Source organism: Cupriavidus sp. FW305-26, from assembly GCF_058787975.1.
The window spans coordinates 1-21812 of sequence record NZ_JBYTAH010000099.1; the positions used below are offsets into that span (position 1 = coordinate 1).

Genomic DNA, 21812 nt, shown 5'->3' on the forward strand with positions numbered 1-21812 from the left:
GCATGACCGGGGCAGGCGGGGAGCGGCGGGGGGCCGGGATGTGATGAAGGTGGCGCAGCCAGCACCGCCAATCGCGCTATCCGCGCCTGAAAACAAAAAACCCCGCCATGGGCGGGGTTCTACGCTGTTCGGCGCGCGCGGGGCGCGCCGGCAGTCAATGCTTACAGCGGGGTGATGTTCGCGGCCTGCAGGCCCTTCGGGCCATTCTTGACTTCGAACTGCACGCGCTGGTTTTCCTGCAGCGACTTGAAGCCGTCGGCGCGGATTTCCGAGAAATGGGCGAAGAGGTCGTCACCACCCGCGTCCGGCTTGATGAAGCCGAAGCCCTTGGCGTCGTTGAACCACTTGACGATACCGGTTTGCATGATTTGCTTTCCAGAAAAAGGACAAAAAACATCGCATGACGAAAACGTCATCCGACACGGGGAACTCAAGGAAAGGACACCATGGACAACCGAAGTACCAGACGGTGGCTAACGAATGAACTGTTGCCTCGTCGCTTGAATCTAGGCGGCTTTATACGGGGGATTGCCGCAAGCGTCAAGCCGGGGACGCCCCGGAGCACCCCCGTGGCGGCGCTGGATTCAGCGGTTCGCGCTGTGGGATCATCACGCCTTTTGCATATCGCTTATTCGCCTGTGCCATGGCGAAGCGGGCCGGCCTGCACCAGAGTACGCTTGCCGCCCAGCGGGGCGTCGCGGGATGCTTCAGGCCGAAGCCAGCCACCTGCGGCCGCGCCGTTGTTGTCGCCGCGCACACGATAACGATATCAGGAGACCAGTCATGTCGATGCCGGAACCCGCTTCCAAGCCGGGCACGTCAACCGCCAATCCGCCGCACGGCAAGCCACAGGCCGCGCCTTCGCTGATCGAGCGCCTGTTCAGGCTGCGCGAACACCAGACCGATGTACGCACCGAGATCCTCGCCGGCGTCACCACGTTCCTGACGATGGCGTACATCATCTTCGTCAACCCGTCGATCCTGGGCGATGCGGGCATGCCGAAAGACGCGGTGTTCGTCGCCACCTGCCTGGCCGCGGCGATCGGCACGCTGATCATGGGTTTCTACGCGAACTACCCGATCGCGATGGCGCCGGGCATGGGCCTGAACGCGTACTTTGCCTATACGGTGGTGAAGGGCATGGGCTTTGCATGGGAGGCGGCACTCGGCGCGGTCTTTATCTCCGGCTGCCTGTTCCTGCTGGTCACGCTGTTCCGCGTGCGCGAGATGATCGTCAATGGCATTCCGCATTCGATCCGGGTGGCGATCACCGCGGGCATCGGCCTGTTCCTGGCGATTGTCGCCCTGAAGAACGCCGGCATCGTCACCGCCAGCCCGGCCACGCTGGTGACCATCGGCGACCTGCACCAGCCTTCGGCCGTGCTGGCGATCATCGGTTTCTTCGTGATCGTGGCACTGGATCATCTGCGGGTGAAGGGCGCGATCCTGATCGGCATCCTGCTCACCACGCTGCTGAGCTTTGCGTTTGCCGGCAATACCTTCCACGGCGTGTTCTCCGCGCCGCCGTCGCTCGGCCCGACGCTGTTCAAGCTAGATATATCCGCCGCGCTGTCGATCGGCATCATCAACGTGGTGCTGGTGTTCTTCCTGGTGGAGTTGTTCGACGCCACCGGCACGCTGATGGGCGTTGCCAACCGCGCGGGCCTGCTCAAGGCCGGGAAAATGGACCGGCTGAACAAGGCGCTGATGTCCGACAGCACCGCGATCATGGCGGGCTCGTTCCTCGGTACGTCTTCCACCACGGCGTATATTGAAAGCGCATCCGGCGTGCAGGCGGGCGGGCGCACCGGACTGACGGCGGTGACGGTGGCCGTGCTGTTCCTCGCGGCGTTGTTCATCGCGCCGCTGGCCGGCACGGTGCCGGCCTATGCCACCGCGCCGGCGTTGCTGTATGTGTCCTGCCTGATGTTGCGCGAGCTGCTGGAGATCGACTGGAATGACGTCACCGAAGTCGTGCCCGCGGTGATGACCGCGCTTGGCATGCCGTTCACGTACTCGGTCGCCAACGGCGTTGCGTTCGGCTTTATCAGCTACGCGGCGCTCAAGCTGCTGACCGGCCGCGCACGCAGCGTGCCCGTGATGGTGTGGATCATCGCGGCGGTGTTCATCTTCAAGTTCTACTACCTGCCAGGGCATTGAGCGCGCCAGCCGGCATGGGATGAAGGAAGGGCGGCCAGGGCCGCCCTTTTTCCATGGTGCGCTGCTGTCATGATATTGGCATCGTGATGCCGGGCGGGCGCCGTAGCGCCGTCCGACACCCGCCAGCCGTACCCGTTTCTGCGTGCGGCGCGAGCGGGTCCACCGGCCGGGCGTACCTGTTTCTGCGTGACAGTCCGCCACGCCCTCGCGGCATGCGGCACGGCTTGCCATTCCCGCGCAACGGTGCTGCCATCACCCGTTCGGGGGTGTCAAAGCGTACCCGTTTCTGCGTAGCATGCATGCAGACATCGGCCGCTGGGAATGTGGCGGTCGCGGGCCGGCGGCCAGTGTGCGCGCGGCCTCATACCAAAGTATGAGATTGGCTGTAAGTCACCCACTCGGGGCTGGACAAAGTGCCCCAAATGCACTGAACTATAGACGTGGCAAAGAGGGGCGCGGCAAGGCGCCCCTTCTTGACTCCGGTGCATGCGGCAGGATGCCGGAGCCAACCGAGAGCGCTTGAGCGCCGTTCGCCAGTCGGTGGACATTTCGGTCCAGACCGTTAACAAGGCGGCATAGCCACCATCCGGGAGCGTGCGGGAAACACGCGCGCCACGCAGACAAAAAACCAGTTCAAAGACTGACAAGTGGTAACCGCAGACGTGTAGTGCCGGGGGATGTTGTTCAACGGGGATTATCATGACCGCAGGAGAGATCCGGCGACCCGCTATCGGGCCTGTCAGGGAGACTAATAACCGCTCCATCCGAGCCATCCATCATGCCTGGGCTGCCGTGGGGGAAGCCGCAGGCGAAGCACCCAGCAAGCGGACCGTCCAAGATGGCGCGACGGCCGAGGTGGCCGCCCTGCTTGCCGACGACAGCGAACTCAGCGACAGCGCACGCGCGGCCGTGGCCAACCTGCTGCGCCGCCATCGCCTGCTCGAAGGCGAACTGACACGCCAGCGCACGCTGTTGCAGGAATGGATCCTGAGCCAACAGACCTACAAGACGCTCTACTACCAATACTCCGGCCAGTCGCAGCAGGCGCCGCGCCTGGAGTTGATGCGTGAAAAGGAGGCTGTGCGGCGGCGTATCCGCGCTCAGCTCCAGGTGGGTGCGGACGATCTTGCCGCGCCCGATGAGCAACTCCGCAGTCTGTCCAGCTCGTGATACCGACGTCGCGCGCGGGTGCGTGCCCGCAGCCAGTTCAGCCCCACCGTCCGCCGCGGCTGCAGGCCGCGACGGCGGACACGGGTGCCCGAACCAAGAACAAGCCTAACGTCCGGGAGATCGTGATGGACCGACTGTGCAAGGCGTCACGCACTGCACAGATCGTGGTCGTGTCGCGTCATGAAGATTTTGGTTTTGACCCGTCTGGCACAGCCACGGGATGGGAAATCCGCCGGATCCAGCAGATTCGCGACCTTGAACGCGTGGTGCGGGCCTGCCCGCCCATGGCAGGCGTGATCGACCTGCAGTCCGACTACAGCGATGCCGAGTTCGCGCAACTCGAACAGGCACTGCAGTACCTGCACATTACGTGGGTGGCCATCACCTCCGATGAAATGCTGGCGCAGGAGCGCGTGCGCCGGCTGATCCGCGACTACTGCGTCGACTACGTGCGCATGCCGTTCTCGATGCCTGAACTGCTCTACACGCTCAAGCATGCGCAGGGCATGGCGTCGCTGCACGGCACGCGCCCGCAGGAGACCGCCTCGCGCGGCACCATGATCGGCGAGTGCGCGGCGATGCGGGCGATGTTCCGCTCGCTGGCCAAGGTGGCGCACAACGAGGCACCGGTGTTCATTTCCGGAGAGTCCGGCACCGGCAAGGAACTCGCCGCGCAGGCGATCCACGATGCCTCGAGCCGGCGCAAGGGACCGTTCATTGCCATCAACTGCGGTGCGATTCCCTCGCACCTGGTGCAGTCCGAGCTGTTCGGGTATGAGAAGGGCGCGTTCACTGGCGCCAACCAGCGCAAGATCGGCTGGATCGAGCAGGCGCAGGGCGGCACGCTGTTCCTCGACGAGATCGGCGACCTGCCGCTGGAAAGCCAGGTGGCGCTGCTGCGTTTCCTGCAGCAGGGCATGATCACCCGCCTGGGCGGGCACCAGTCGATCCCGCTGAACCTGCGCATCATCTCGGCCACGCACGTGGACCTGGTGGCGGCACAGGCCGACGGGCGCTTCCGTTCCGACCTGTTCCACCGGCTATGCGTGCTGACGCTGACCATCCCGGCGCTGCGCGAGCGCGGCGAGGACATCCTGCAGCTGGCCAACGCGGTGCTGGCCGAACACGGGCACGAGGCGCACCGGCGCATTCGCGGGTTCTCGGCCTGCGCAACGCAGGCAATGATGCAGTACGCGTGGCCGGGCAACGTGCGCGAACTGATCAACCGCGTGCGCCGCGCCATCGTGATGACCGACAACCGCAAGATCACCGCCGAAGACCTGCAGCTGCACGGCGGGGCGGAGCTGCCGCGCAAGACCCTTGACGCGATCCGCGAAGAAGCCGAGCGCGAGGCCATCCGCACCGTGATGGCGAGCCACGGCTTTCACGTGGTGCCGGCCGCGCGCGAACTCAATGTCTCGCGCGTGACGCTGTACCGGCTCATGCACAAGCACAACATCCGCGTGGAGAGTCAGGCGACTGCGGGCGAGTAAGCGGCAAGCCGGCGCAGGTTGCCGGAGGCCGGACGCAATCCCAGGCGCCGCAGGAAAGGGGAACAGGCGACGTCCGCCCGCCGGCTCCGCCTTTCCTCGTGCCCGTCGGCACGTCAGCGCACCACTGCCAGGGGCCGCCTGGCCCCGGACTCGCCGCTGGCCGCATCCATCAGCTCGGTGGCAAGGTTCATGCTGAGCTTGCCGCGCGGCTGGCGCGGCGGCCCGTTCTCGTCATGCTGGCGCCACGGCACGATCGCGCCGCGCTCCGGCTTGTCGCGCGCTTGCCGCCCTGGCGTTGACGTGGCGGCACCGGACGGCGTGTCCGGCGATAGCTGCAGTTCCCCCCAGGCCCAGCCAAAGCCGCGCACGTAAACATCATTGCTGACCGCCGCGTGGCTGTCGGCGCTGGCCGCTTCGGGGCGGTCGAACCAGGCATAGCTTGCCGCCGCGGCGCTGGTTGAGAACACCGCCAGCACCGTGGCGGCAAGCATTCCGGCTGTCATGGCGGGTGCCTCCCTGTGGAAAAAACGGTGCCCGCCGGGGGACGGAGCACCAAATCCGCGCGGGCACGCTGGCTCGCGTACCCGCCATCATTCCGTTCGCGGCGCCAGCCTGCCGCGACATCCTGCGTTGCCAATGCTGCCTGCGGTCACGCGCGCCGCTTGCCCGCGTGGCGCCGGAAGGCAGCCCTGGCAACTCCGTGCCTGGCCGTCGCTGCGCAGCCAGCGCCTTGCGCGGCCGGCGTGGCGGGCGGCGTACGCGCCCGCGGATGGGGCAGCAGTGGCGACGACAGCAGGTCCACCACCGACGGCGGCGGACCCGCGAGCCGGTAGGAGCGCCGGCGCGCCGTCATGCGTGATGGCGGATGACGCATGTCTGGGTTTTCTCCTGCATGCAATGGCTGGTTCCATGGGCACGGGCCCATGTGCCCCTGTTTTGCCTGAGCGACAAGTGTGCCAAGGGCCGCAAAGGCTTATGCCACGCGGGTTTGCGGTATGAGGGGCGAGCGCGGGCAGGCCTTGGGGCGCGGTGGCAGACCAATCGGTTTCGCCGCTGCAACGCGCCATGCGCGCGGCGGCGCGCGTGGTGGCCGCGCTGGTGCGGCGCCGGGTGCCCGTTGCGTACGCGGGGTGCGGGATAACGCGCTGCGCTAGGCCCGCAGGCGCGCTCTTGCAACGCGTTGCACGCCTGAAACCGGCGTTGCAGTTGACGCGGCCCGGCAACACCTGCACCGGCCGCCGATAGGTCACGCAGAAACAGGTACGCCCCGGTCAGTGTCCTGCGGTGCCGTCAGCGTGGTTGCCCCGATGCCGGCGCGGCTGGTGTGTCGGGAGGATTGAGCGTGGCGGGCGCGGCCGGGGTGGCGCTGGCCGCCGCGCCGGAAATGGGCTTGGGGCCCGGCTGGCTGCGTTCGCAGCCGGCGCAGCCCAGCATGCCGATGATCAGTAGCACGGCCGCAGGGCGCGTGCGGAGGTTGCAGGTCACGGTGCCTCCTTGCGCCGGCGCGCAGGCACGGGTTGCGCCGGCAGGTGTGCCTGGTCCTACTGTAGCAGGTTGCCTCCCTGCGCCGGCTTGGGGCAGCGCGCAATGCGCAGTATGATGAACGCACGGGCCTTCGCCGCACAGACCGCGCCCCGAAGGCATGCGCAACGCACACGCGATCCGCCTGGCGCATCGCGCCAGCACCTGGCCGTGACCGACAATACCGAACACCAGTCCTCTTCCGCCGGCAGCGCGGCGCCACATCACCGCAGGCATCGCCCGCACTGGCTGCCGGACCGCCATACCGGCGCACGCACCCTGCGCGTGGTCGCTGCCGCCATCAACTCCTGGTTCGCGCATCGGGCGGCCAGCAAAGGGGCGGCGCTCTCCTTCTACATGCTGTTCTCGCTGGCGCCCATCCTGGTGCTGGTGATCTCGATCGCCGGCCTGTTCTTCGGCGCCGAGGCCGCACGCGGCGAGATTTTCTCGCAGCTTGAAGGCCTGGTGGGCGAGCAGGGCGCCACGGCCATCCAGGAAATCCTGGCGGCTACGCACCGCGCTGGCGGCAGCGGCATGGCGGCGCTGGTGGCGACGGGCATCCTGCTCGTGGGCGCCACGAGTGCCTTTGCCGAGCTCAAGAGCAGCCTGGACGACATCTGGCATGTGCCGGTGCCCGAGACGGCGGGCTGGCAGCAATTGCTGCGCACGCGCCTGCTGTCATTCAGCCTGGTGCTGGTGCTGGCCTTCATGCTGCTGGTGTCTCTGATCGTCAATGCGGCGCTGGCCGTGGTTGAGCGCCTGTGGGGCCAGTTGTGGACGCAATCGTGGTTCGCGCCGGTGGCCGATGTGCTTTCCACCGCCTTTTCCTTTGCCGTGGTGACGGCGCTGTTCGCGGTGATCTTCAAGATGCTGCCCAATGCGCGCATTGCCTGGCGCGACGTCACCATGGGCGCGGTCATCACAGCCTTGCTGTTCTCGATCGGCAAGCGGCTGATCGGCCTGTACCTGGGCAACAGCGCCGTGGCCTCCTCGTACGGGGCCGCGGGCTCGGTGGTGGCGCTGATGCTATGGGTGTATTACTCGGCACAGATCTTCTTTTTCGGCGCGGAACTGACGCGTCAGTACGCGCTGCAGTTCGGCAGCCTGCGCGGCAAGCCGGCAGAGAAGCTGGCGGAATAACTTGCCGCACCTGGGCGCCACAAACCCGGAGCGGTGCCCAAAACCGGTAAAATAGCGCCCCATTCCCTTCGCGTGCCCGCAGAGCCCGGCCCCGCCATCGCCTGCGGGCGCTGCCGGCCCTGGCCCGGCCGCCCGCCGGGCCATCCAATATTTCCCAGTCAAACTCCGCTGCCGTGAGCTCGCTCGTTTCTGAAATTGCGCGTCGACGCACCTTTGCCATCATCTCCCACCCCGATGCGGGCAAGACCACCCTGACCGAAAAGCTGCTGTGGTTCGGCGGCGCCATCCAGGTCGCGGGCGAAGTGCGCGCGCGCAAGGCCGACCGCCACGCCACCTCGGACTGGATGGAGCTGGAAAAGCAGCGCGGCATCTCGGTGACCTCGTCGGTGATGCAGTTCCCCTACCGCCGGGAGACCGCCGATGGCAAGGCCCAGGAGAACATCGTCAACCTGCTCGACACCCCGGGCCACGAGGACTTCTCTGAAGACACCTACCGCACGCTGACCGCGGTGGACTCCGCGGTAATGGTGATCGACTCGGTCAACGGCGTGGAAGCGCAGACCATCAAGCTGCTCAACGTCTGCCGCCTGCGCGACACGCCCATCCTCACCTTCATCAACAAGCTCGACCGCGAAGGCCGTTCGCCGATCGAGCTGCTTGACGAAATCGAGGAGGTGCTGCAGATCCAGTGCGCGCCGATGACCTGGCCGATCGGCATGGGCAAGGCCTTCCGCGGCGTGTACCACCTGATCAACGACAAGGTCCAGCTGTTCGATCCGCACGGCGAGAAGGGCACGGCCGCGATCCTGGACGGGCTGGACAACCCGGAGCTGGACCGCATCCTGGGCAGCCAGGCCGAAGAGCTGCGCATCGAGATCGAGCTGGTGCGCGGTGCCTCGCACACCTTCGACAAGGACGCGTTCCTCAACGGCAAGCAGACCCCGGTCTACTTTGGTTCGGCCATCAACAACTTCGGCGTGCAGTCGCTGCTGGATGCGCTGTGCGAGCTGTCGCCGCCGCCGCTGGCGCGCAACACGGATTCGCGCGTGGTTGAGCCGCAGGAGCCCAAGTTCACCGGCTTCGTCTTCAAGATCCAGGCCAATATGGATCCGCGCCACCGCGACCGCATCGCTTTCGTGCGCGTGTGCTCGGGCCGTTTCGAGCGCGGCATGAAGCTGCTGCACGTGTCCGCCGGCAAGACCGTGGCGATCAACAACGCCATCACCTTCATGGCGCAGGACCGCAACACGACGGAAGAAGCCTACGCCGGCGACATCATCGGCGTGCCCAACCACGGCACCATCCGCCTGGGCGATGTCTTCACCGAGGGCGAGCCGCTCAAGTTCACCGGCATCCCGTCGTTCGCGCCAGAGTTCTTCCGCCGCGCGCGCCTGAACAACCCGCTCAAGGTCAAGCAGCTGCAGAAGGGTTTGCAGCAGCTGGCCGAGGAGGGCGCCACACAGATGTTCCGCCCGCTTGCTTCTAACGACCTGGTGCTGGGCGCGGTCGGTATCCTGCAGTTCGACGTGGTCGCGCACCGGCTCGAGCACGAGTACGGCGTCGATGCCATTTTCGAATCGCATGAATGCGCGACCGCGCGCTGGCTCAAGGGCACGCCCGCGGAGATCGAGAAGCTGATCGCCAAGGCGGGGCATAACGTGGCGCTCGATGGCGCGGGCGACCATGTCTATCTGGCGCCGAGCATGGTGAACCTGCGCCTGACACAGGAGCGGTTCCCGGAGCTGCAGTTCATGGAGACGCGCGAGATCGTTTGATCGCGTACTAAAGCTGCAAAAGCAAAAACGGCTCGCAACTGCGAGCCGTTTTGCTACCTGAGGGGAGCACCCCCTCAGCCTGATTTCGCCTCAATATGCCAGTGACGCCTGGATATAGAACGTCCGCGGCATCCCCACATACTTGCCCGCATTGTTGTCGGTCGAGCGCGTGAAATAGCGCTTGTCGAACACGTTCTTCACCCCAACCGCCACCTTCAGATTCTGCGCCGACTTGCCGAAGTCATAGCCCAGCCGCATGTTCAGCAGCGCATAACCCGGGATATCGCCCAGCGCACCGTTTGCGCTTTCCGCCGTCTGGTAGTTGGTCGACGTGCTCGGATCGCCCGGCGAACGCTGTTTCGACTGCGCGAAGCCATCGACATTGAGTGCCCAGCGGTTGCGCGCATAGCGCATGCCTACGGTGGCCACGTGGCGCGAATAGAACGGCAGGTCGCGCCCGGCGAAGTTGCCCTGGTTGTAGGTGGCTTCGGTGAAGGTGTAGGTGGCGTATGCCGACAGGCCGGCCAGCGACTTGTCGAGCGCGCCGAAGTCATAGCGCAGCGACGATTCCACGCCACGGTGGGTGGTGGCGCCGAGGTTGGTCCACGCGTCCGGCGCGCCGCCGGTGCCGCCGCGCAGTTGCAGCTCGTCGTCGAAATCGATATTGAACAGCGTCAGCTCGCCGCCCCAGCCGTTGGCGTTGAAGTGCGTGCCGACCTCATACGTCTTGGCCTTCTCGGGCGTCAGGCCGTTGGTGGTCTGCGCGATCTGGAAGTACTGCAGCGGGCCGAACGAAACGCCGGCGTTGGCGAACAGCTTCCACTGGTCGCTGACGTGGTACATCACCGCCAGCGACGGCAGCGGCTCGTTGGACGAGACGTCATTGCGAGCGCCGGTGAAGTTGTCGGTCACATACGATCGGATGAACTCATAGCGCAGGCCCGGCGTGATGGTCCAGCTGCCGACGTTGATGGTGTCGTCGATATAGACCGCATTGGCGGTGGTGCCGCCCGTGCGCGACTGGTACACCGGCGAGCGCAGCGTGGTCGGATCGATGGTGCCCGGGGTGTAGAACACCGTGCGCGATGCCTTTTCGTCGCTGGCTTCGCGCAGGAAGCGGTAGCCGACGCTGACCTCGTGGCTCATGCTCTCGCCGCGGAACAGCTGCGAGTAGCGCGGCTCGATCGCGAACGTGTGGTAATTGCGCGGGGCCGCGGCCAGGCGGCGCAGGTTGGCCTGCGTGCCGGTGCCTTGCTGCTCGATGTTGCTGCCGCGGAAGCTGTCGGTGTAGTACGTCAGCACCTCGAACTTGCGGTTATTGTCGTTGTGGCTGTACTTCAGGCTGAAGTCGCTGCGGCGGCCGTCGAAATTGTCGTAGGGCCGCACCGACTGGAACGGGTCGGCCGCATACTGGGCCGAAGTCAGGCCGCCGGGCATGCCGGCCCTGCCCTCGTAGTAGTGGAAGGCCGCGCTCAGTTCATCGGTCTTCGAGATCCGGTACGCGCCCTTGAGCATCAGGTCGTCGATATTGACGTGGTCGTTGCTCTCGCGATAGCCGTTGCCATGGATGCCCGAGTACAGCAGCGCGCCGCCCAGGCCGTTGTCGTTGGTGCCGCCGATGAATGCGGTCGGGTTGGTCTTGACGCTGCCGCCGTGGCTGTAGATGTCGGTCGACACCGACGCATCGGCCGCGAAGGTCTTCGGTATCGGGCGCGTCACGAAGTTGATGATGCCGCCCACGTTCTGCGGGCCGTAGCGCACCGAGCCGGCGCCGCGCACCACGTCGATGGTTTCCAGGTTGCCCAGCGACAACGGCGCCATCGACAGCTGCGGCTGGCCGTAGGGCGCCACTGCCAGCGGCACGCCGTCCATCAGGATGGTCGAGCGCGGCGACAGGCGCGAGGTCAGCCCGCGCACGCCCACGTTGAGCGAGACATCGCTGCCGCCGGTGCCGTTGTTCTCCTGCACCTGCACGCCGGGGATGCGACGCAGCACCTCGCGCACGTTGTTGGCGCCGGCTTCCTGGAAGGTCTCGCGGTCGACGATGGTACGCGCGCCGGGATGCTCCAGCACCTTGGCCTCGTTGGCGTTCTCCAGCCAGTTGCCGACCACGGTGACGGCGTTCAGCGTGGCTTCGGGGTCGGCGGCAGGCGCGGGATCAGCGGCGTGGGCCGGCAGGGCGGCAAGCTGGGCGAACAGCAGGGCGGCGCCGATGGCACCCCCGGAAAGGCGGAAAGCGGGCTGCAAGATGGATTCCTGAGAAGCAGCGCGTTCCGCAAGCCAAGGGGAGGGACGTCGTGGGCGGCCGCGCCAATGGGCCGAGATTATAAATGCGAGTGATTCTCAGAAGCGAAACGGCCAGCACCCGCCGCCCGGGATTGTGGTTTATGTGCATCAATGTGCAGACGTCCGGACACCTAAAAGAGGTGAACTACTAACATTTTTTTCGATAGGTGTGCGCGTGTGGGCATCTGTATGCAGGTATTCAGCAGGCGCTTTAGAATCTTACCTTTGTGCACTGCAATGGCTGTCGTGGCGTCCTCAACGGCACGGCGGCGCTGGGCGGTGCGCAGCCATCTCCGCCTCCCTCCCGCATCCATGTCTTCCCCAGCCACCGTCCAGGCCGCCGCGCCGGACAGCGTCTTCCGCGACGCCGTTTTCCGCCGTTACTGGTTCGCGCGCCTGTGCACCACGATTGGCTACCAGATCTTTACGGTGGCGGTCGGCTGGCAGATGTACGACCTTACCCGCGACCCGCTGATGCTCGGCATGGTCGGGCTGGTGCAGTTCCTGCCGTCGGTGGTGCTGATCCTGATGTCGGGGCACGTGGCCGACCGCTTCGACCGGCGCCGCATCGTGCGCACCTGCCAGGCGATCGAGGCGCTGCTGGCCGCCGGCATGGCCGTGGCCAGCCTGAGCGGCTGGATCGACAGCCATCACATCTTTGTCTTCGTCGCGCTGATCGGCGCCACGCGCGCGTTCGAGACCCCCACGCTGCAGGCGCTGCTGCCCAGCGTGGTGACGCCGCGCCAGCTGCCGCGCGCGGTGGCGCTGGCCAGCTCCGCCGGGCAGGCCGCCATCATCATCGGCCCGGCAATTGGTGGCTTTGCCTACGTGGCCGGGCCGGGCGTGGTCTATGGGCTGAGTGCCACGCTCTTTGCCATTGCCGCCGTGCTGGTCAGCGGCATCACGCTGCGCCACGCCGCGCAGCGCCTGACCGCGCCGGTCAGCGTGCGCACCGTGTTTGCCGGGTTTGCCTATATCCGCAGCCGCCCGGTGCTGCTGGGCGCGATTTCGCTGGACCTGTTCGCGGTGCTGCTGGGCGGCGCCGTGGCGCTGCTGCCGATCTACGCGCGCGACATCCTGCACACCGGGCCGTGGGGCCTGGGGCTGCTGCGTTCGTCGCCGGCGGTCGGCGCGCTGGTAATGGCGCTGTGGCTGGCGCGCCATCCGCTGAACCGGCGCGCCGGGCGCATCATGTTCGGCGCGGTGGCGCTGTTCGGGGTGGCTACCGTGGTGTTCGGCGTATCGACCTGGCTGCCGTTGTCGATGGTGGCCCTGGTGGTGCTGGGGGCGTCGGACATGATCAGCGTGGTGGTGCGTTCCACGCTGGTCCAGCTCGACACCCCGGACGACATGCGCGGGCGCGTGGGCGCCGTCAATTCGGTGTTTATCGGCGCCTCGAACCAGTTGGGCGAGTTCGAGTCCGGCGTCACCGCGGCATTGCTGGGCCCGGTGGGCGCGGTGATCCTGGGCGGCGTCGGCACGCTGCTGGTGGTGGCGCTGTGGATGCGGTTCTTTCCTGCGCTGGCCGCACGCGACCGGCTGCACGATCATCCGGCCTGACCCATTGCCGGGGCAGGGCAGGGAGCGTACCCGTTTCTGCGTCCCTGTCGATGCCCGGATGGCGGTATCGCCGACCCCTATTCGCCAACTTTCGTCGCTGAAAGTTGTGCCGCACAGCCGGCCCGCCGCGCCGAGCCTGGCCTGGCTGCCCCTGGTTCCTCCCTCGCTCGGATTTTTCTGATCCGCCGCCAGCCTTGATTGCACAAGGGCTGGCGCGCCTGCACGCAACCGCGTGACGCAATCGCCGGAAACCAAATCCCGCCTTGCTTGTCCCCTTCACTGTATTGCCGTGCCAGCATTGTCGGTGATCGTCCGACATCGCGCTGGCAACGTGCGGCAAGTTGTCAAGCGGGAAATTCCCCGCCAGGCGCCTGAGGGCGATCTGGCAGCCCGCTGCCGCACGCAGAAACGGGTACGCAGCACCGCCTGTCTCCTCCATAACAACCGCAAACGGAGCCGCTCCCATGGACCTGAACTTCATCGATGCGAACAAGCTGGAGGCGGGCTGGACTTACCTGGTCCAGTTCGCCATCAACCAGGGAATGAACTGCCTGGCAGCCATCCTGATCCTGATGGCCGGCTGGTGGCTGTCGGCCCGCGTGGCCCGGGGCGCCCGGCGCGCGCTCAGCGGCACGCACGTGGACGAGACCATGCGCCCGCTGCTGGCCAACGCGCTGCAATGGATGGTGCGCGTGCTGACCATCGTGCTGGTGCTGTCGCAGTTCGGGGTGCAGACCGCCAGCATCATCGCCATGCTGGGCGCCGCGGGCCTGGCCATCGGGCTGGCACTGCAGGGCACGCTGCAGAACATTGCCGCCGGCATCATGCTGGTGCTGCTGCGGCCGTTCCGCGTCGGCCAGTACATCGATGCGCAGGGGGTGGCCGGCACCGTGCGCGAGACCGGCCTCTTCATGACCGAGCTGACCACCTTCGATGGCGTCTGCCTGCGCGTGCCAAACGGCAAGCTGTGGGGAAGCGCCATCACCAACTACAGCGAGAACGCCACGCGGCGCGCAGACATCGAGGCCACGGTGACCTTCGACAGCGATGTGCAGCGCAGCCTGGAAGCGCTGCGCGCGATGCTCGCGCGCGAGCCGCGCCTGCTGGCCGAACCCAGGCCCGAGACCATGGTGGTCAACTACACGCAGCAGGGCATCACGCTGAACGTGCGCTACTGGACCTCGAATGACGACTACTGGAACGTGCGTTTCGCGTTCTACGAGCGCATCAAGCATGTGCTGGAACAAGCCGGCAGCAAGCTGGCGGTGCCGATCCAGGAATTGCACGTGCCGGGCGCCGCCTCGGTGCCGGGTGCGGTGAAGGTGGCCGACAGTGCGCCATTGGCGAGCGCGCCGCACCCGGCCGGCGCGGCGCCGCGCCAGCCGGTGCAGCACCTGGGCTAGCCGAGCACGGGTGCGTTGTTGTCGTCGTCCTCGTCCGAAAACAGCGTGCAGGCGCCGCTTTCCGCAGTGCTGACATGGCGGCGAAAGGTGGCGAACAGGTCGCGGCCCACGCCGTGGCGATTGGCGCTGAGGTCCGGACGGGCAGGCGCGCGCGCCTGCCATTCGTCATCCGGCACCAGCACCTCGAGCACGCCCGCGGGCGCATCCACGCGCATCATGTCGCCGCTGCGCACGCGCCCGATCGCGCCCCCGCGCAGCGCCTCGGGGCAGACGTGAATAGCCGCCGGCACCTTGCCCGACGCGCCCGACATGCGCCCGTCGGTCACCAGCGCCACATGGAAGCCGCGGTCCTGCAGCACCGTCAGCGTGGGCGTGAGCTTGTGCAGCTCGGGCATGCCGCACGAGGCCGGGCCCTGCCACGGCAGCACCGCAACGAAGTCTCGCTCCAGCTCGCCGCGCTTGAATGCGTGCAGCACATCGTCCTGATGCTCGAACACGATCGCCGGTGCCTCCACCACCTGGTGCTCGGCCTTGACCGCAGAAGTCTTGATCACCGCGCGGCCCAGCCTGCCGTCCAGCACCTTGATGCCGCCGTCCGGCGCAAAGGGCGCGTCGGCGGCGCGCACGATGCTGTCGTCGAGCGGCGCGGCCGGGCCGTCGATCCAGGTCAGCTTGCCGTCGCGCAGCACGGGTTCGCGCGTGTAGTCCTGCAGCCCGCGGCCGACGATGGTGGTCACGTCGTCATGCACCAGGCCCAGCGACAGCAGCCCGCGGATCACCACGGGCAGCCCGCCTGCGGCCTGGAACTGGTTCACGTCGGCCTTGCCGTTCGGGTACACGCGCGCCAGCAGCGGCACCACGGCCGAGAGCTCGTCAAAGTCGTCCCAGCCCAGCACGATGCCGGCCACGCGCGCCATCGCGATCAGGTGCAGCGTGTGGTTGGTGGAGCCGCCGGTGGCCAGCAGCCCGACGATGCCGTTGACGAAGGCGCGCTCGTCCAGCACCTCGGCCACCGGCGTATAGCGCTCGCCGCCGTGCACCAGCTTCAGCGCCTGGCGCGCGGCCTCGCGCGTGAGCGCCTCGCGCAGCGGTGTGTTGGGGTTGACGAAGGCCGTGCCCGGCAGGTGCAGGCCCATCATCTCCATCAGCATCTGGTTGGAATTGGCGGTGCCGTAGAAGGTGCAGGTGCCGGGGCCGTGGTAGGAGCGGGTCTCGGCCTCGAGCAGTTCTTTGCGGCCGATCTTGCCTTCGGCGTAGAGCTGGCGCGTGTGCGCCTTTTCGTCGTTGCTGATGCCGGTGGTCATCGGCCCGCCCGGCACGAACACGGCCGGCAGGTGGCCGAACGACAGCGCGCCCATCACCAGCCCGGGCACGATCTTGTCGCACACGCCCAGGTACAGCGCGGCATCGAACATCTGATGCGACAGCGCCACCGCCGTGGCCAGCGCAATCACATCGCGCGAGAACAGCGACAGGTCCATGCCGTCCTGGCCCTGCGTGACGCCGTCGCACATCGCAGGCGTGCCGCCGGCAAACTGCGCGGTGCCGCCGGCCTCGAGCGCCGCTTCCTTGAGCCACTGAGGGAAAGCCGCCAGCGGCTGGTGCGCCGACAGCATGTCGTTGTAGGCCGAGACGATCGCCAGGTTGGGCCGCTCGTCGGCCTTCAGCCGGATCTTCGCGGCGTCCGGCATGGCAGCCACCGCATGGGCCAGGTTGGTACAGGAAAGCTGCGCGCGTTCGACCTTCTGCCCGGCCATGGCGTGGGTGCGGTCAAGGTACGCCTGGCGCGAGGCGGCGCTGCGGGAGACGATGCGGGCGGTGACCCGCTCGAGCACTGGATGACGTGGCATGGGGTTCTCCTGCGGGGGAGCTTTCAGCCTAGCGCACTTTGCCGCGTACCGCACGATCCACTGCGCAGCACACGCAGAAACGGGTACGCTTCGCGCTCCGGTCATGCCTTTGCCAAGCAAGTGCTGCGGCCTGCGCCTCGCCAAGCGCTGGCGAGTCACGTAAACTGGCCACACCGCGCGCCTTCCATGGCGGGTCCTCAAATCGCTAAAGGAGTCCAGGGTGAGCATGCCTGATTTCGACATGGTGCTGTTCGGCGGCACCGGCGACCTGGCGCGGCGCAAGCTGCTGCCGTCCCTGTTCGATGCCCACCACGCCGGCCTGCTGCATCCGGCCGCACGCATCCTCGCCACCGGCAGCCAGCCGCTCTCGACCGCGGACTACCTCGCCTCGCTGGAGCAGACCGTGCGCCCCGGGCTAGCCCATGCGCCGCCCGAGTCATGGGACAAGTTCTGCGCGCGCGTTGTCTACGTGCAGGCCGATGCACGCGTGCCCGCGCATTTCGATGCGCTCGCGGAGCAGGTGCTGGCACGCAAGCCTGAAGTGGTGGTGTGCTATCTCGCCACCGCGCCGCACCTGTTCGTGTCGATCTGCGAGCAGCTGGCACGCACCGGCCTGAACACGCGCCAGGCGCCCAATGTGCGCATCGTGCTGGAAAAACCGCTGGGGCATGACCTCGAATCCAACGAGGCAATCAACTCGGCAGTGGCGAAGTTCTTCGCCGAAGAGCAGATCTACCGCATCGATCATTACCTCGGCAAGGAGTCGGTGCAGAACCTGATGGCGATCCGCTTCGGCAACGCGCTGTTCGAGCCGCTGTGGCGGCGCGAGTGGGTGCAGGACGTGCAGATCACCATCGCCGAAGAACTCGGCGTGGAAACGCGCGGCGACTTCTACGACCGCACCGGCGCGCTGCGCGACATGGTGCAGAACCACTTGCTGCAGCTCTTGTGCATGGTGGCAATGGAGCCGCCGGCCAGCCTCAGCGAAGATGCCATCCGCGACGAGAAGATCAAGATCCTGAAGGCGCTCAAGCCGATCACGCCGCAGGACGTGGCCGAGAAGACCGTGCGCGGCCAGTACCGCTCCGGTGCCATCGGCGGCAAGCCGGTGCCGGGCTACCTTGAAGAAGCGGGCATCGCGCCCGACAGCCACACCGAGACCTTTGTCGCGATCAAGGCCGAGATCGCCAACTGGCGCTGGGAAGGCGTGCCGTTCTACCTGCGCACCGGCAAGCGCATGCAGTCCCGCGTGGCCGAGATCGTGATCCATTTCCGCGACGTGCCGCACGCGATCTTCCCGCGGCCGCTGACGCTGTCGCCGCAGAACCGGCTGGTGATCCAGCTGCAACCGGAAGAGAGCATCCGCCTGTACTGCCTGGTCAAGCAGCCTGGCGACACGCTGGAGCTGACGCCGACCTCGCTCGACCTGGACTTTGCCAACTCGTTCAAGGTGCGCCGCGCCGGCGCCTACGAACGGCTGCTGCTCGACGTGATCCGCGGCCGGCTGGGCCTGTTCGTGCGCCGTGATGAACAAGTGCAGGCCTGGCGCTGGGTCGAACCCATCATCGACACCTGGGAGGCCAGCACCGTGCCGCCCAAGCCCTATACCGCCGGCACCTGGGGACCGGCCGCGTCGTCGGCGCTGATGTCGCGCGACGGCGGGCTGTGGCACGAGGAAGCCTGAGCCATGCGCGCGCAGAATCGCAAAGGAAACCATCATGCGTGTGTTTGAACATCCCACCCCGATGGACCAGGCCGAGGCGCTGGCCATCTCCATCGGCAATGCGCTGGAGCTGGCCATCCGCGTCAAGGGCTGGGCGGTGCTGGCGGTCTCGGGCGGACGCTCGCCGGTGGCGCTGTTCGAGCGGCTGCGCCACCGGCACGTGCGCTGGGAAGCGGTGACCATCACGCTGGTCGATGAGCGCGTGGTGCCGCCCGAGCACGCGGACAGCAACGCCGCCCTGGTGTGCGCGCACCTGCTGCGCGAGGCCGCTGCCAGTGCCGCTTTCGTGCCGCTGATTGCCGATGCGCAGGACGCTGCCGCGCCGGCACAGGCGGTGGCGCGCGCCAACAGCGCATTCCGCCAGCCAGACGTGGTGGTGCTGGGCATGGGCGAGGACGGCCATACCGCCTCGCTGTTCCCGGATGCGCCCGAACTGCAGGGCGCGCTGAGCGAGCCGCAGCCCGGCTACGTGATCACGCGCCCGTCAGCCGCGCCGCATGCCCGCATCACGCTCAACCTGGCGGCGCTGCTGGCCACCGAGCGCGTGTTCCTGTCAGTGTCGGGCGCGGCCAAGGCCGAGGTGCTCGAACGCGCGCTGCAGGGCCCTGTGCCGTCGTTGCCGGTCAGCCTGGTGCTGTCACGGCACCGGCACGGGCTTGACGTGTTCAAGACCTGACAGACTGATTCCCAAGCGGAGCGCTACCCGACACCATGGCCACCACTGCATCCTCCTGCGCTGACTTCCCCCGCCTGCTCGGCGATGTGGGCGGCACCAACGTGCGCTTTGCACTGGAAACCGCACCAATGCGGATCGGCCCGGTGACCGCGCTGAAGGTGGCCGATTTCCCGTCGCTCGAAGCAGCCCTGCGCCAATACCTCGACGGACTTGCCGCGTCGGGCAAGCCGGTGCCGCGCCACGCGGCGATCGGCCTGGCCAACCCGGTGACCGGCGACCAGGTCCGGCTCACCAACCACAACTGGTCGTTCTCGATCGACGGCATGCGGCGCGCGCTCGGGCTGCAGACGCTGGTGGCCATCAACGACTTCACCGCGCTGGCGCTGGCCCTGCCGTACCTGCCTGCCGACGGGCTGGTGCCCGTGCGTGCCGGCACCCCGGTGCGCACCGCGCCGCTCGCGCTGGTCGGGCCGGGCACCGGGCTGGGCGTTTCCGGCCTGGTGCCGGCGCCGGGCGGAGCAGCCGTGGCGCTGGCCGGCGAAGGCGGCCATATCGAGCTGATGCCCGACACTGACGACGAATGGATCGCCTGGCGCGCCGCCCATCGCAACGTTGGCCGGGTGTCGGCGGAGAGGCTCCTGTGCGGCAGCGGCCTGTCGCATATCCATGCCGCGCTGGCCGCAGAAACGGGTACGCTTTTGCTCGCGCCGCTGTTGCCGGAGCAGGTCACCACCGGCGCCTTCGAGCGCCACGACCCGCTGTGCCAGCGCGCCATGGCGGTGTTCTTCGGCCTGCTCGGCTCGGTTGCGGCCGACATCGCCCTGGTGCTGGGCGCACGTGGCGGGGTCTACCTGGGCGGCGGCATCCTGCCACGCTTCGTGCCGGCGCTGCAGGCCTCGGCCTTCGCCGAGCGCTTTGTCGCCAAGGGCCGCATGCGCGGCTGGCTGGAAGCCGTGCCGGTCCACGTCATCACCGCCAGCCACCCCGCGCTGCCGGGACTGGCGCGCGCACTGGCCGAGCAGCTCGACGGCCGCGGCCGGAACGCATAGCCATGCGCGTGCTGCTGGTGGAAGACGACGCCATGATCGGCGACAGCGTCAAGCTGGCGCTGCGCCAGGAAGGCTTTACCGTCGACTGGGTGCGCGACGGCGACGCGGGCCTGGCCGCGGCCAGCACCGCGCAGCACGGCCAGGCGTGCTATGACCTGATCCTGCTCGACCTCGGCCTGCCGCGGCGCCCGGGCCTCGACGTGCTGCGCACCTTGCGCGCGCGCGGCGTGCCGACGCCGGTGCTGATCCTGACCGCGCGCGATGCCGTCGCGGACCGTGTCGCGGGGCTCAATGCCGGCGCCGATGATTACCTGGTCAAGCCCTTCGACCTGCAGGAACTGGCGGCGCGCATGCACGCGCTGGCGCGCCGTGCCGCCGGCCGCGCAGAGCCGCTGGTCAGCTACGGTGACATCGTGCTCAACCCCACTACCCGCGAGGCTACCCACCGCGGCGAGCCGGTGCGGCTGTCGGCGCGCGAGTTCGCGCTGCTGTCCGCGTTGATGGCGCGGCCCGGCAAGGTCTGGTCGGTGCCGCAGCTGCAGGAACGGCTGTACGGCTGGGACGACGAAGTCGGCAGCAATACCGTCGAGGTTTATATCCACGCGCTGCGCAAGAAGTTCGGCGCGGCGCTGATCCGCAATATCCGCGGCGTGGGCTATGTGGTGCCGCGCCTCGATGGGGATGCAGCATCCGCGGGCGAAGGAGACACTCCCTGATGCGCTCCATCCAGCGAACCCTGCTGTGGTGGCTGGCCGCGGGCCTGCTTGCCGGCATCGCCATCGCCACGGCGCTGATCTACGGGCAGGCGCGGCAGGAAGCCAATGCGCTGTTCGACTACCAGATGAAGCAGATGGCCGCGGCATTGCCCAGCCAGTTCGCCAACCCGGTGGCGCCGCCTTTTCTGGGCGCGCCCGGCGACCTGACGCACGCCGACGAGGATGTGGTCATCCACATCTGGGACGGCTCCGGCCGCAGCCTGTACCTGTCGCATTCGCACCCGGCGCTGCCCGCGCGTGCGGAGCTGGGCTTTTCCAACGTGACCACGCAGCAGGGCGAATGGCGCCTGTACAGCATGCAGCTTGGGCCAACCGTGGTGCAGATCGCGCAGCCGATGAGCGCCCGGCGCACGCTGGCCGCGCGCATGGCGCTGCGCACCGTGGCGCCGCTGCTGTTGCTGCTGCCGTTGCTGGGCTGGCTGGTGTGGATGGCAGTGGGGCGCGGCCTGCGCCCGCTGCGCGAAATCGCCACCGAGGTGCGCGCGCGCGACGCCAACACGCTGGCGCCGCTGGCCGTGCGCCAGATGCCGGACGAGATCGCGCCGCTGAGCGCGGCGCTGAACCAGCTGCTGGCGCGGCTCTCGCACGCCATCGACACCCAGCGCGCCTTCGTCGCCGACGCCGCGCACGCCCTGCGCACGCCGCTGGCAGCGCTGCAGCTGCAGGCACAGCTGGTGGAGCGCGCCGACAACGGCGCAGCGCGTGACGAAGCCATCGGCAAGCTGCGCCAGGGGCTGGAGCGGCTGACCCACCTGGTCACCCAGCTGTTGACGCTGGCACGGCAGGAGCCGGGCGCAGCCATGCCCCGGCACGAACCGGTGGAGCTGCACCAACTGGCCGCAAGCGTGGTCGCGGACATGGCGCAGGCAGCGCTGGATCGCAATATCGACCTTGGGCTGGACGGCAGCAAGGACACATCGCCGGCGGTGGTGCGTGGGGATGTGGATGCGTTGCGCATCCTGCTGACCAACCTGCTGGATAACGCGCTGGCTTATATCCCTGCCGGAAGCCGTATCGATGTGCTGGTGGGTCGCAGCGCCGAAGGACGCGCGGTTGAGCTGGTTGTCAGCGACAACGGGCCGGGAATCCCTGCTGAAGAGCGGGCGCGCGTGTTTGATCGCTTCTATCGGGTGGCGGACGCGCCGACCGGCGGGAGCGGGTTGGGGCTGGCCATCGTGGCGGAGATCGCCCAGTCGCATGGGGCGCGGGTGGTGCTGGAGGATGCGGGGC

Annotated in this window: 18 protein-coding genes; 12 read left to right on the forward strand and 6 right to left on the reverse strand. The window is 67.7% G+C overall.

Annotation, left to right across the window (positions count from 1 at the left end; all coding sequences use genetic code 11):
- Positions 1 to 161 precede the first annotated feature (161 nt).
- Positions 162 to 365, reverse strand: a complete 204-nt coding sequence (locus AC3WQZ_RS32675; RefSeq protein ID WP_010811149.1) for a cold-shock protein — start codon at positions 363 to 365, stop codon at positions 162 to 164.
- Positions 366 to 783: 418 nt separating this feature from the next.
- On the opposite strand from AC3WQZ_RS32675, the gene AC3WQZ_RS32680 reads away from it, so the two are divergent.
- The 3 genes from AC3WQZ_RS32680 (at position 784) to AC3WQZ_RS32690 (ending at position 4823) form a co-directional block, all read left to right on the forward strand.
- Positions 784 to 2160 (forward strand): NCS2 family permease, encoded by a 1377-nt coding sequence (locus AC3WQZ_RS32680; protein ID WP_010811150.1) that lies wholly within the window; start codon positions 784 to 786, stop codon positions 2158 to 2160.
- A 699-nt stretch (positions 2161 to 2859) separates the two neighbouring features.
- The gene (locus AC3WQZ_RS32685; protein WP_011617970.1) at positions 2860 to 3330 is read left to right on the forward strand and encodes a hypothetical protein; all 471 of its coding nucleotides are present in this window, start codon (positions 2860 to 2862) and stop codon (positions 3328 to 3330) included.
- A gap of 125 nt (positions 3331 to 3455) precedes the next feature.
- Entirely contained in the window at positions 3456 to 4823 is a 1368-nt protein-coding gene (locus AC3WQZ_RS32690) for a sigma-54 dependent transcriptional regulator (protein WP_010811152.1), read from the forward strand.
- A gap of 113 nt (positions 4824 to 4936) precedes the next feature.
- Here the strand turns inward: AC3WQZ_RS32690 and AC3WQZ_RS32695 are convergent, their stop codons facing one another.
- The 3 genes from AC3WQZ_RS32695 to AC3WQZ_RS32705 form a co-directional block, all read right to left on the reverse strand.
- Positions 4937 to 5326, reverse strand: coding sequence for a hypothetical protein (locus AC3WQZ_RS32695; RefSeq protein ID WP_058697706.1), 390 nt, complete (start codon positions 5324 to 5326; stop codon positions 4937 to 4939).
- Positions 5327 to 5472: 146 nt separating this feature from the next.
- On the reverse strand, positions 5473 to 5697 hold the full coding sequence (locus AC3WQZ_RS32700; RefSeq protein WP_231881471.1) for a hypothetical protein: 225 nt from the start codon (positions 5695 to 5697) through the stop codon (positions 5473 to 5475).
- Between the two features lie 416 nt (positions 5698 to 6113).
- Positions 6114 to 6308, reverse strand: coding sequence for a hypothetical protein (locus AC3WQZ_RS32705; RefSeq protein ID WP_010811154.1), 195 nt, complete (start codon positions 6306 to 6308; stop codon positions 6114 to 6116).
- Positions 6309 to 6410: 102 nt separating this feature from the next.
- Here AC3WQZ_RS32705 and AC3WQZ_RS32710 point away from each other — a divergent pair, with 102 nt between their 5' ends.
- Both AC3WQZ_RS32710 and AC3WQZ_RS32715 read left to right on the forward strand, forming a co-directional pair.
- Entirely contained in the window at positions 6411 to 7484 is a 1074-nt protein-coding gene (locus tag AC3WQZ_RS32710; protein ID WP_011617967.1) for a YihY/virulence factor BrkB family protein, read from the forward strand.
- Between the two features lie 173 nt (positions 7485 to 7657).
- Positions 7658 to 9259, forward strand: a complete 1602-nt coding sequence (locus tag AC3WQZ_RS32715) for a peptide chain release factor 3 (protein ID WP_010811156.1) — start codon at positions 7658 to 7660, stop codon at positions 9257 to 9259.
- 90 nt (positions 9260 to 9349) lie between these two features.
- Here the strand turns inward: AC3WQZ_RS32715 and AC3WQZ_RS32720 are convergent, their stop codons facing one another.
- The gene (locus AC3WQZ_RS32720; protein ID WP_492301953.1) at positions 9350 to 11506 is read right to left on the reverse strand and encodes a TonB-dependent receptor family protein; all 2157 of its coding nucleotides are present in this window, start codon (positions 11504 to 11506) and stop codon (positions 9350 to 9352) included.
- A 351-nt stretch (positions 11507 to 11857) separates the two neighbouring features.
- On the opposite strand from AC3WQZ_RS32720, the gene AC3WQZ_RS32725 reads away from it, so the two are divergent.
- Both AC3WQZ_RS32725 and AC3WQZ_RS32730 read left to right on the forward strand, forming a co-directional pair.
- Complete coding sequence (locus AC3WQZ_RS32725) at positions 11858 to 13105, forward strand: MFS transporter (protein WP_492301954.1); 1248 nt, start codon at positions 11858 to 11860, stop codon at positions 13103 to 13105.
- Positions 13106 to 13569: 464 nt separating this feature from the next.
- Positions 13570 to 14508 (forward strand): mechanosensitive ion channel family protein, encoded by a 939-nt coding sequence (locus AC3WQZ_RS32730; RefSeq protein WP_439669513.1) that lies wholly within the window; start codon positions 13570 to 13572, stop codon positions 14506 to 14508.
- On the opposite strand, the gene edd is transcribed toward AC3WQZ_RS32730, so the two are convergent.
- Positions 14505 to 16358 carry a phosphogluconate dehydratase gene (edd, locus tag AC3WQZ_RS32735; protein ID WP_439669511.1) on the reverse strand — a complete coding sequence of 618 codons (1854 nt, stop codon included), beginning with the start codon at positions 16356 to 16358 and terminating at the stop codon, positions 14505 to 14507. The genes AC3WQZ_RS32730 and edd overlap by 4 nt on opposite strands.
- Positions 16359 to 16584: 226 nt before the next feature.
- Here edd and zwf point away from each other — a divergent pair, with 226 nt between their 5' ends.
- The 5 genes from zwf to AC3WQZ_RS32760 form a co-directional block, all read left to right on the forward strand.
- Positions 16585 to 18042, forward strand: coding sequence for a glucose-6-phosphate dehydrogenase (zwf, locus tag AC3WQZ_RS32740; RefSeq protein WP_492301957.1), 1458 nt, complete (start codon positions 16585 to 16587; stop codon positions 18040 to 18042).
- A gap of 34 nt (positions 18043 to 18076) precedes the next feature.
- On the forward strand, positions 18077 to 18757 hold the full coding sequence (pgl, locus tag AC3WQZ_RS32745; protein WP_010811162.1) for a 6-phosphogluconolactonase: 681 nt from the start codon (positions 18077 to 18079) through the stop codon (positions 18755 to 18757).
- A 35-nt stretch (positions 18758 to 18792) separates the two neighbouring features.
- Entirely contained in the window at positions 18793 to 19806 is a 1014-nt protein-coding gene (gene glk, locus AC3WQZ_RS32750) for a glucokinase (protein ID WP_010811163.1), read from the forward strand.
- Positions 19807 to 19808: 2 nt separating this feature from the next.
- Positions 19809 to 20522 carry a response regulator transcription factor gene (locus AC3WQZ_RS32755; RefSeq protein WP_010811164.1) on the forward strand — a complete coding sequence of 238 codons (714 nt, stop codon included), beginning with the start codon at positions 19809 to 19811 and terminating at the stop codon, positions 20520 to 20522.
- On the forward strand, positions 20522 to 21812 hold a 1291-nt coding region (locus AC3WQZ_RS32760), incomplete at its 3' end, for an ATP-binding protein (protein ID WP_492301960.1). The genes AC3WQZ_RS32755 and AC3WQZ_RS32760, both read left to right, overlap by 1 nt.

Coding starts and splice junctions, on each gene's coding strand:
- AC3WQZ_RS32695 (WP_058697706.1), bottom strand. CDS start 5,326: ATGACAGCCGGAATGCTTGCCGCCACGGTGCTGGCGGTGTTCTCAACC.
- glk (WP_010811163.1), top strand. CDS start 18,793: ATGGCCACCACTGCATCCTCCTGCGCTGACTTCCCCCGCCTGCTCGGC.
- pgl (WP_010811162.1), top strand. CDS start 18,077: ATGCGTGTGTTTGAACATCCCACCCCGATGGACCAGGCCGAGGCGCTG.
- AC3WQZ_RS32690 (WP_010811152.1), top strand. CDS start 3,456: ATGGACCGACTGTGCAAGGCGTCACGCACTGCACAGATCGTGGTCGTG.
- zwf (WP_492301957.1), top strand. CDS start 16,585: ATGCCTGATTTCGACATGGTGCTGTTCGGCGGCACCGGCGACCTGGCG.
- AC3WQZ_RS32685 (WP_011617970.1), top strand. CDS start 2,860: ATGACCGCAGGAGAGATCCGGCGACCCGCTATCGGGCCTGTCAGGGAG.
- AC3WQZ_RS32725 (WP_492301954.1), top strand. CDS start 11,858: ATGTCTTCCCCAGCCACCGTCCAGGCCGCCGCGCCGGACAGCGTCTTC.
- AC3WQZ_RS32675 (WP_010811149.1), bottom strand. CDS start 365: ATGCAAACCGGTATCGTCAAGTGGTTCAACGACGCCAAGGGCTTCGGC.
- AC3WQZ_RS32755 (WP_010811164.1), top strand. CDS start 19,809: ATGCGCGTGCTGCTGGTGGAAGACGACGCCATGATCGGCGACAGCGTC.
- AC3WQZ_RS32730 (WP_439669513.1), top strand. CDS start 13,570: ATGGACCTGAACTTCATCGATGCGAACAAGCTGGAGGCGGGCTGGACT.
- AC3WQZ_RS32680 (WP_010811150.1), top strand. CDS start 784: ATGTCGATGCCGGAACCCGCTTCCAAGCCGGGCACGTCAACCGCCAAT.
- AC3WQZ_RS32710 (WP_011617967.1), top strand. CDS start 6,411: ATGCGCAGTATGATGAACGCACGGGCCTTCGCCGCACAGACCGCGCCC.
- AC3WQZ_RS32700 (WP_231881471.1), bottom strand. CDS start 5,697: ATGCGTCATCCGCCATCACGCATGACGGCGCGCCGGCGCTCCTACCGG.
- edd (WP_439669511.1), bottom strand. CDS start 16,358: ATGCCACGTCATCCAGTGCTCGAGCGGGTCACCGCCCGCATCGTCTCC.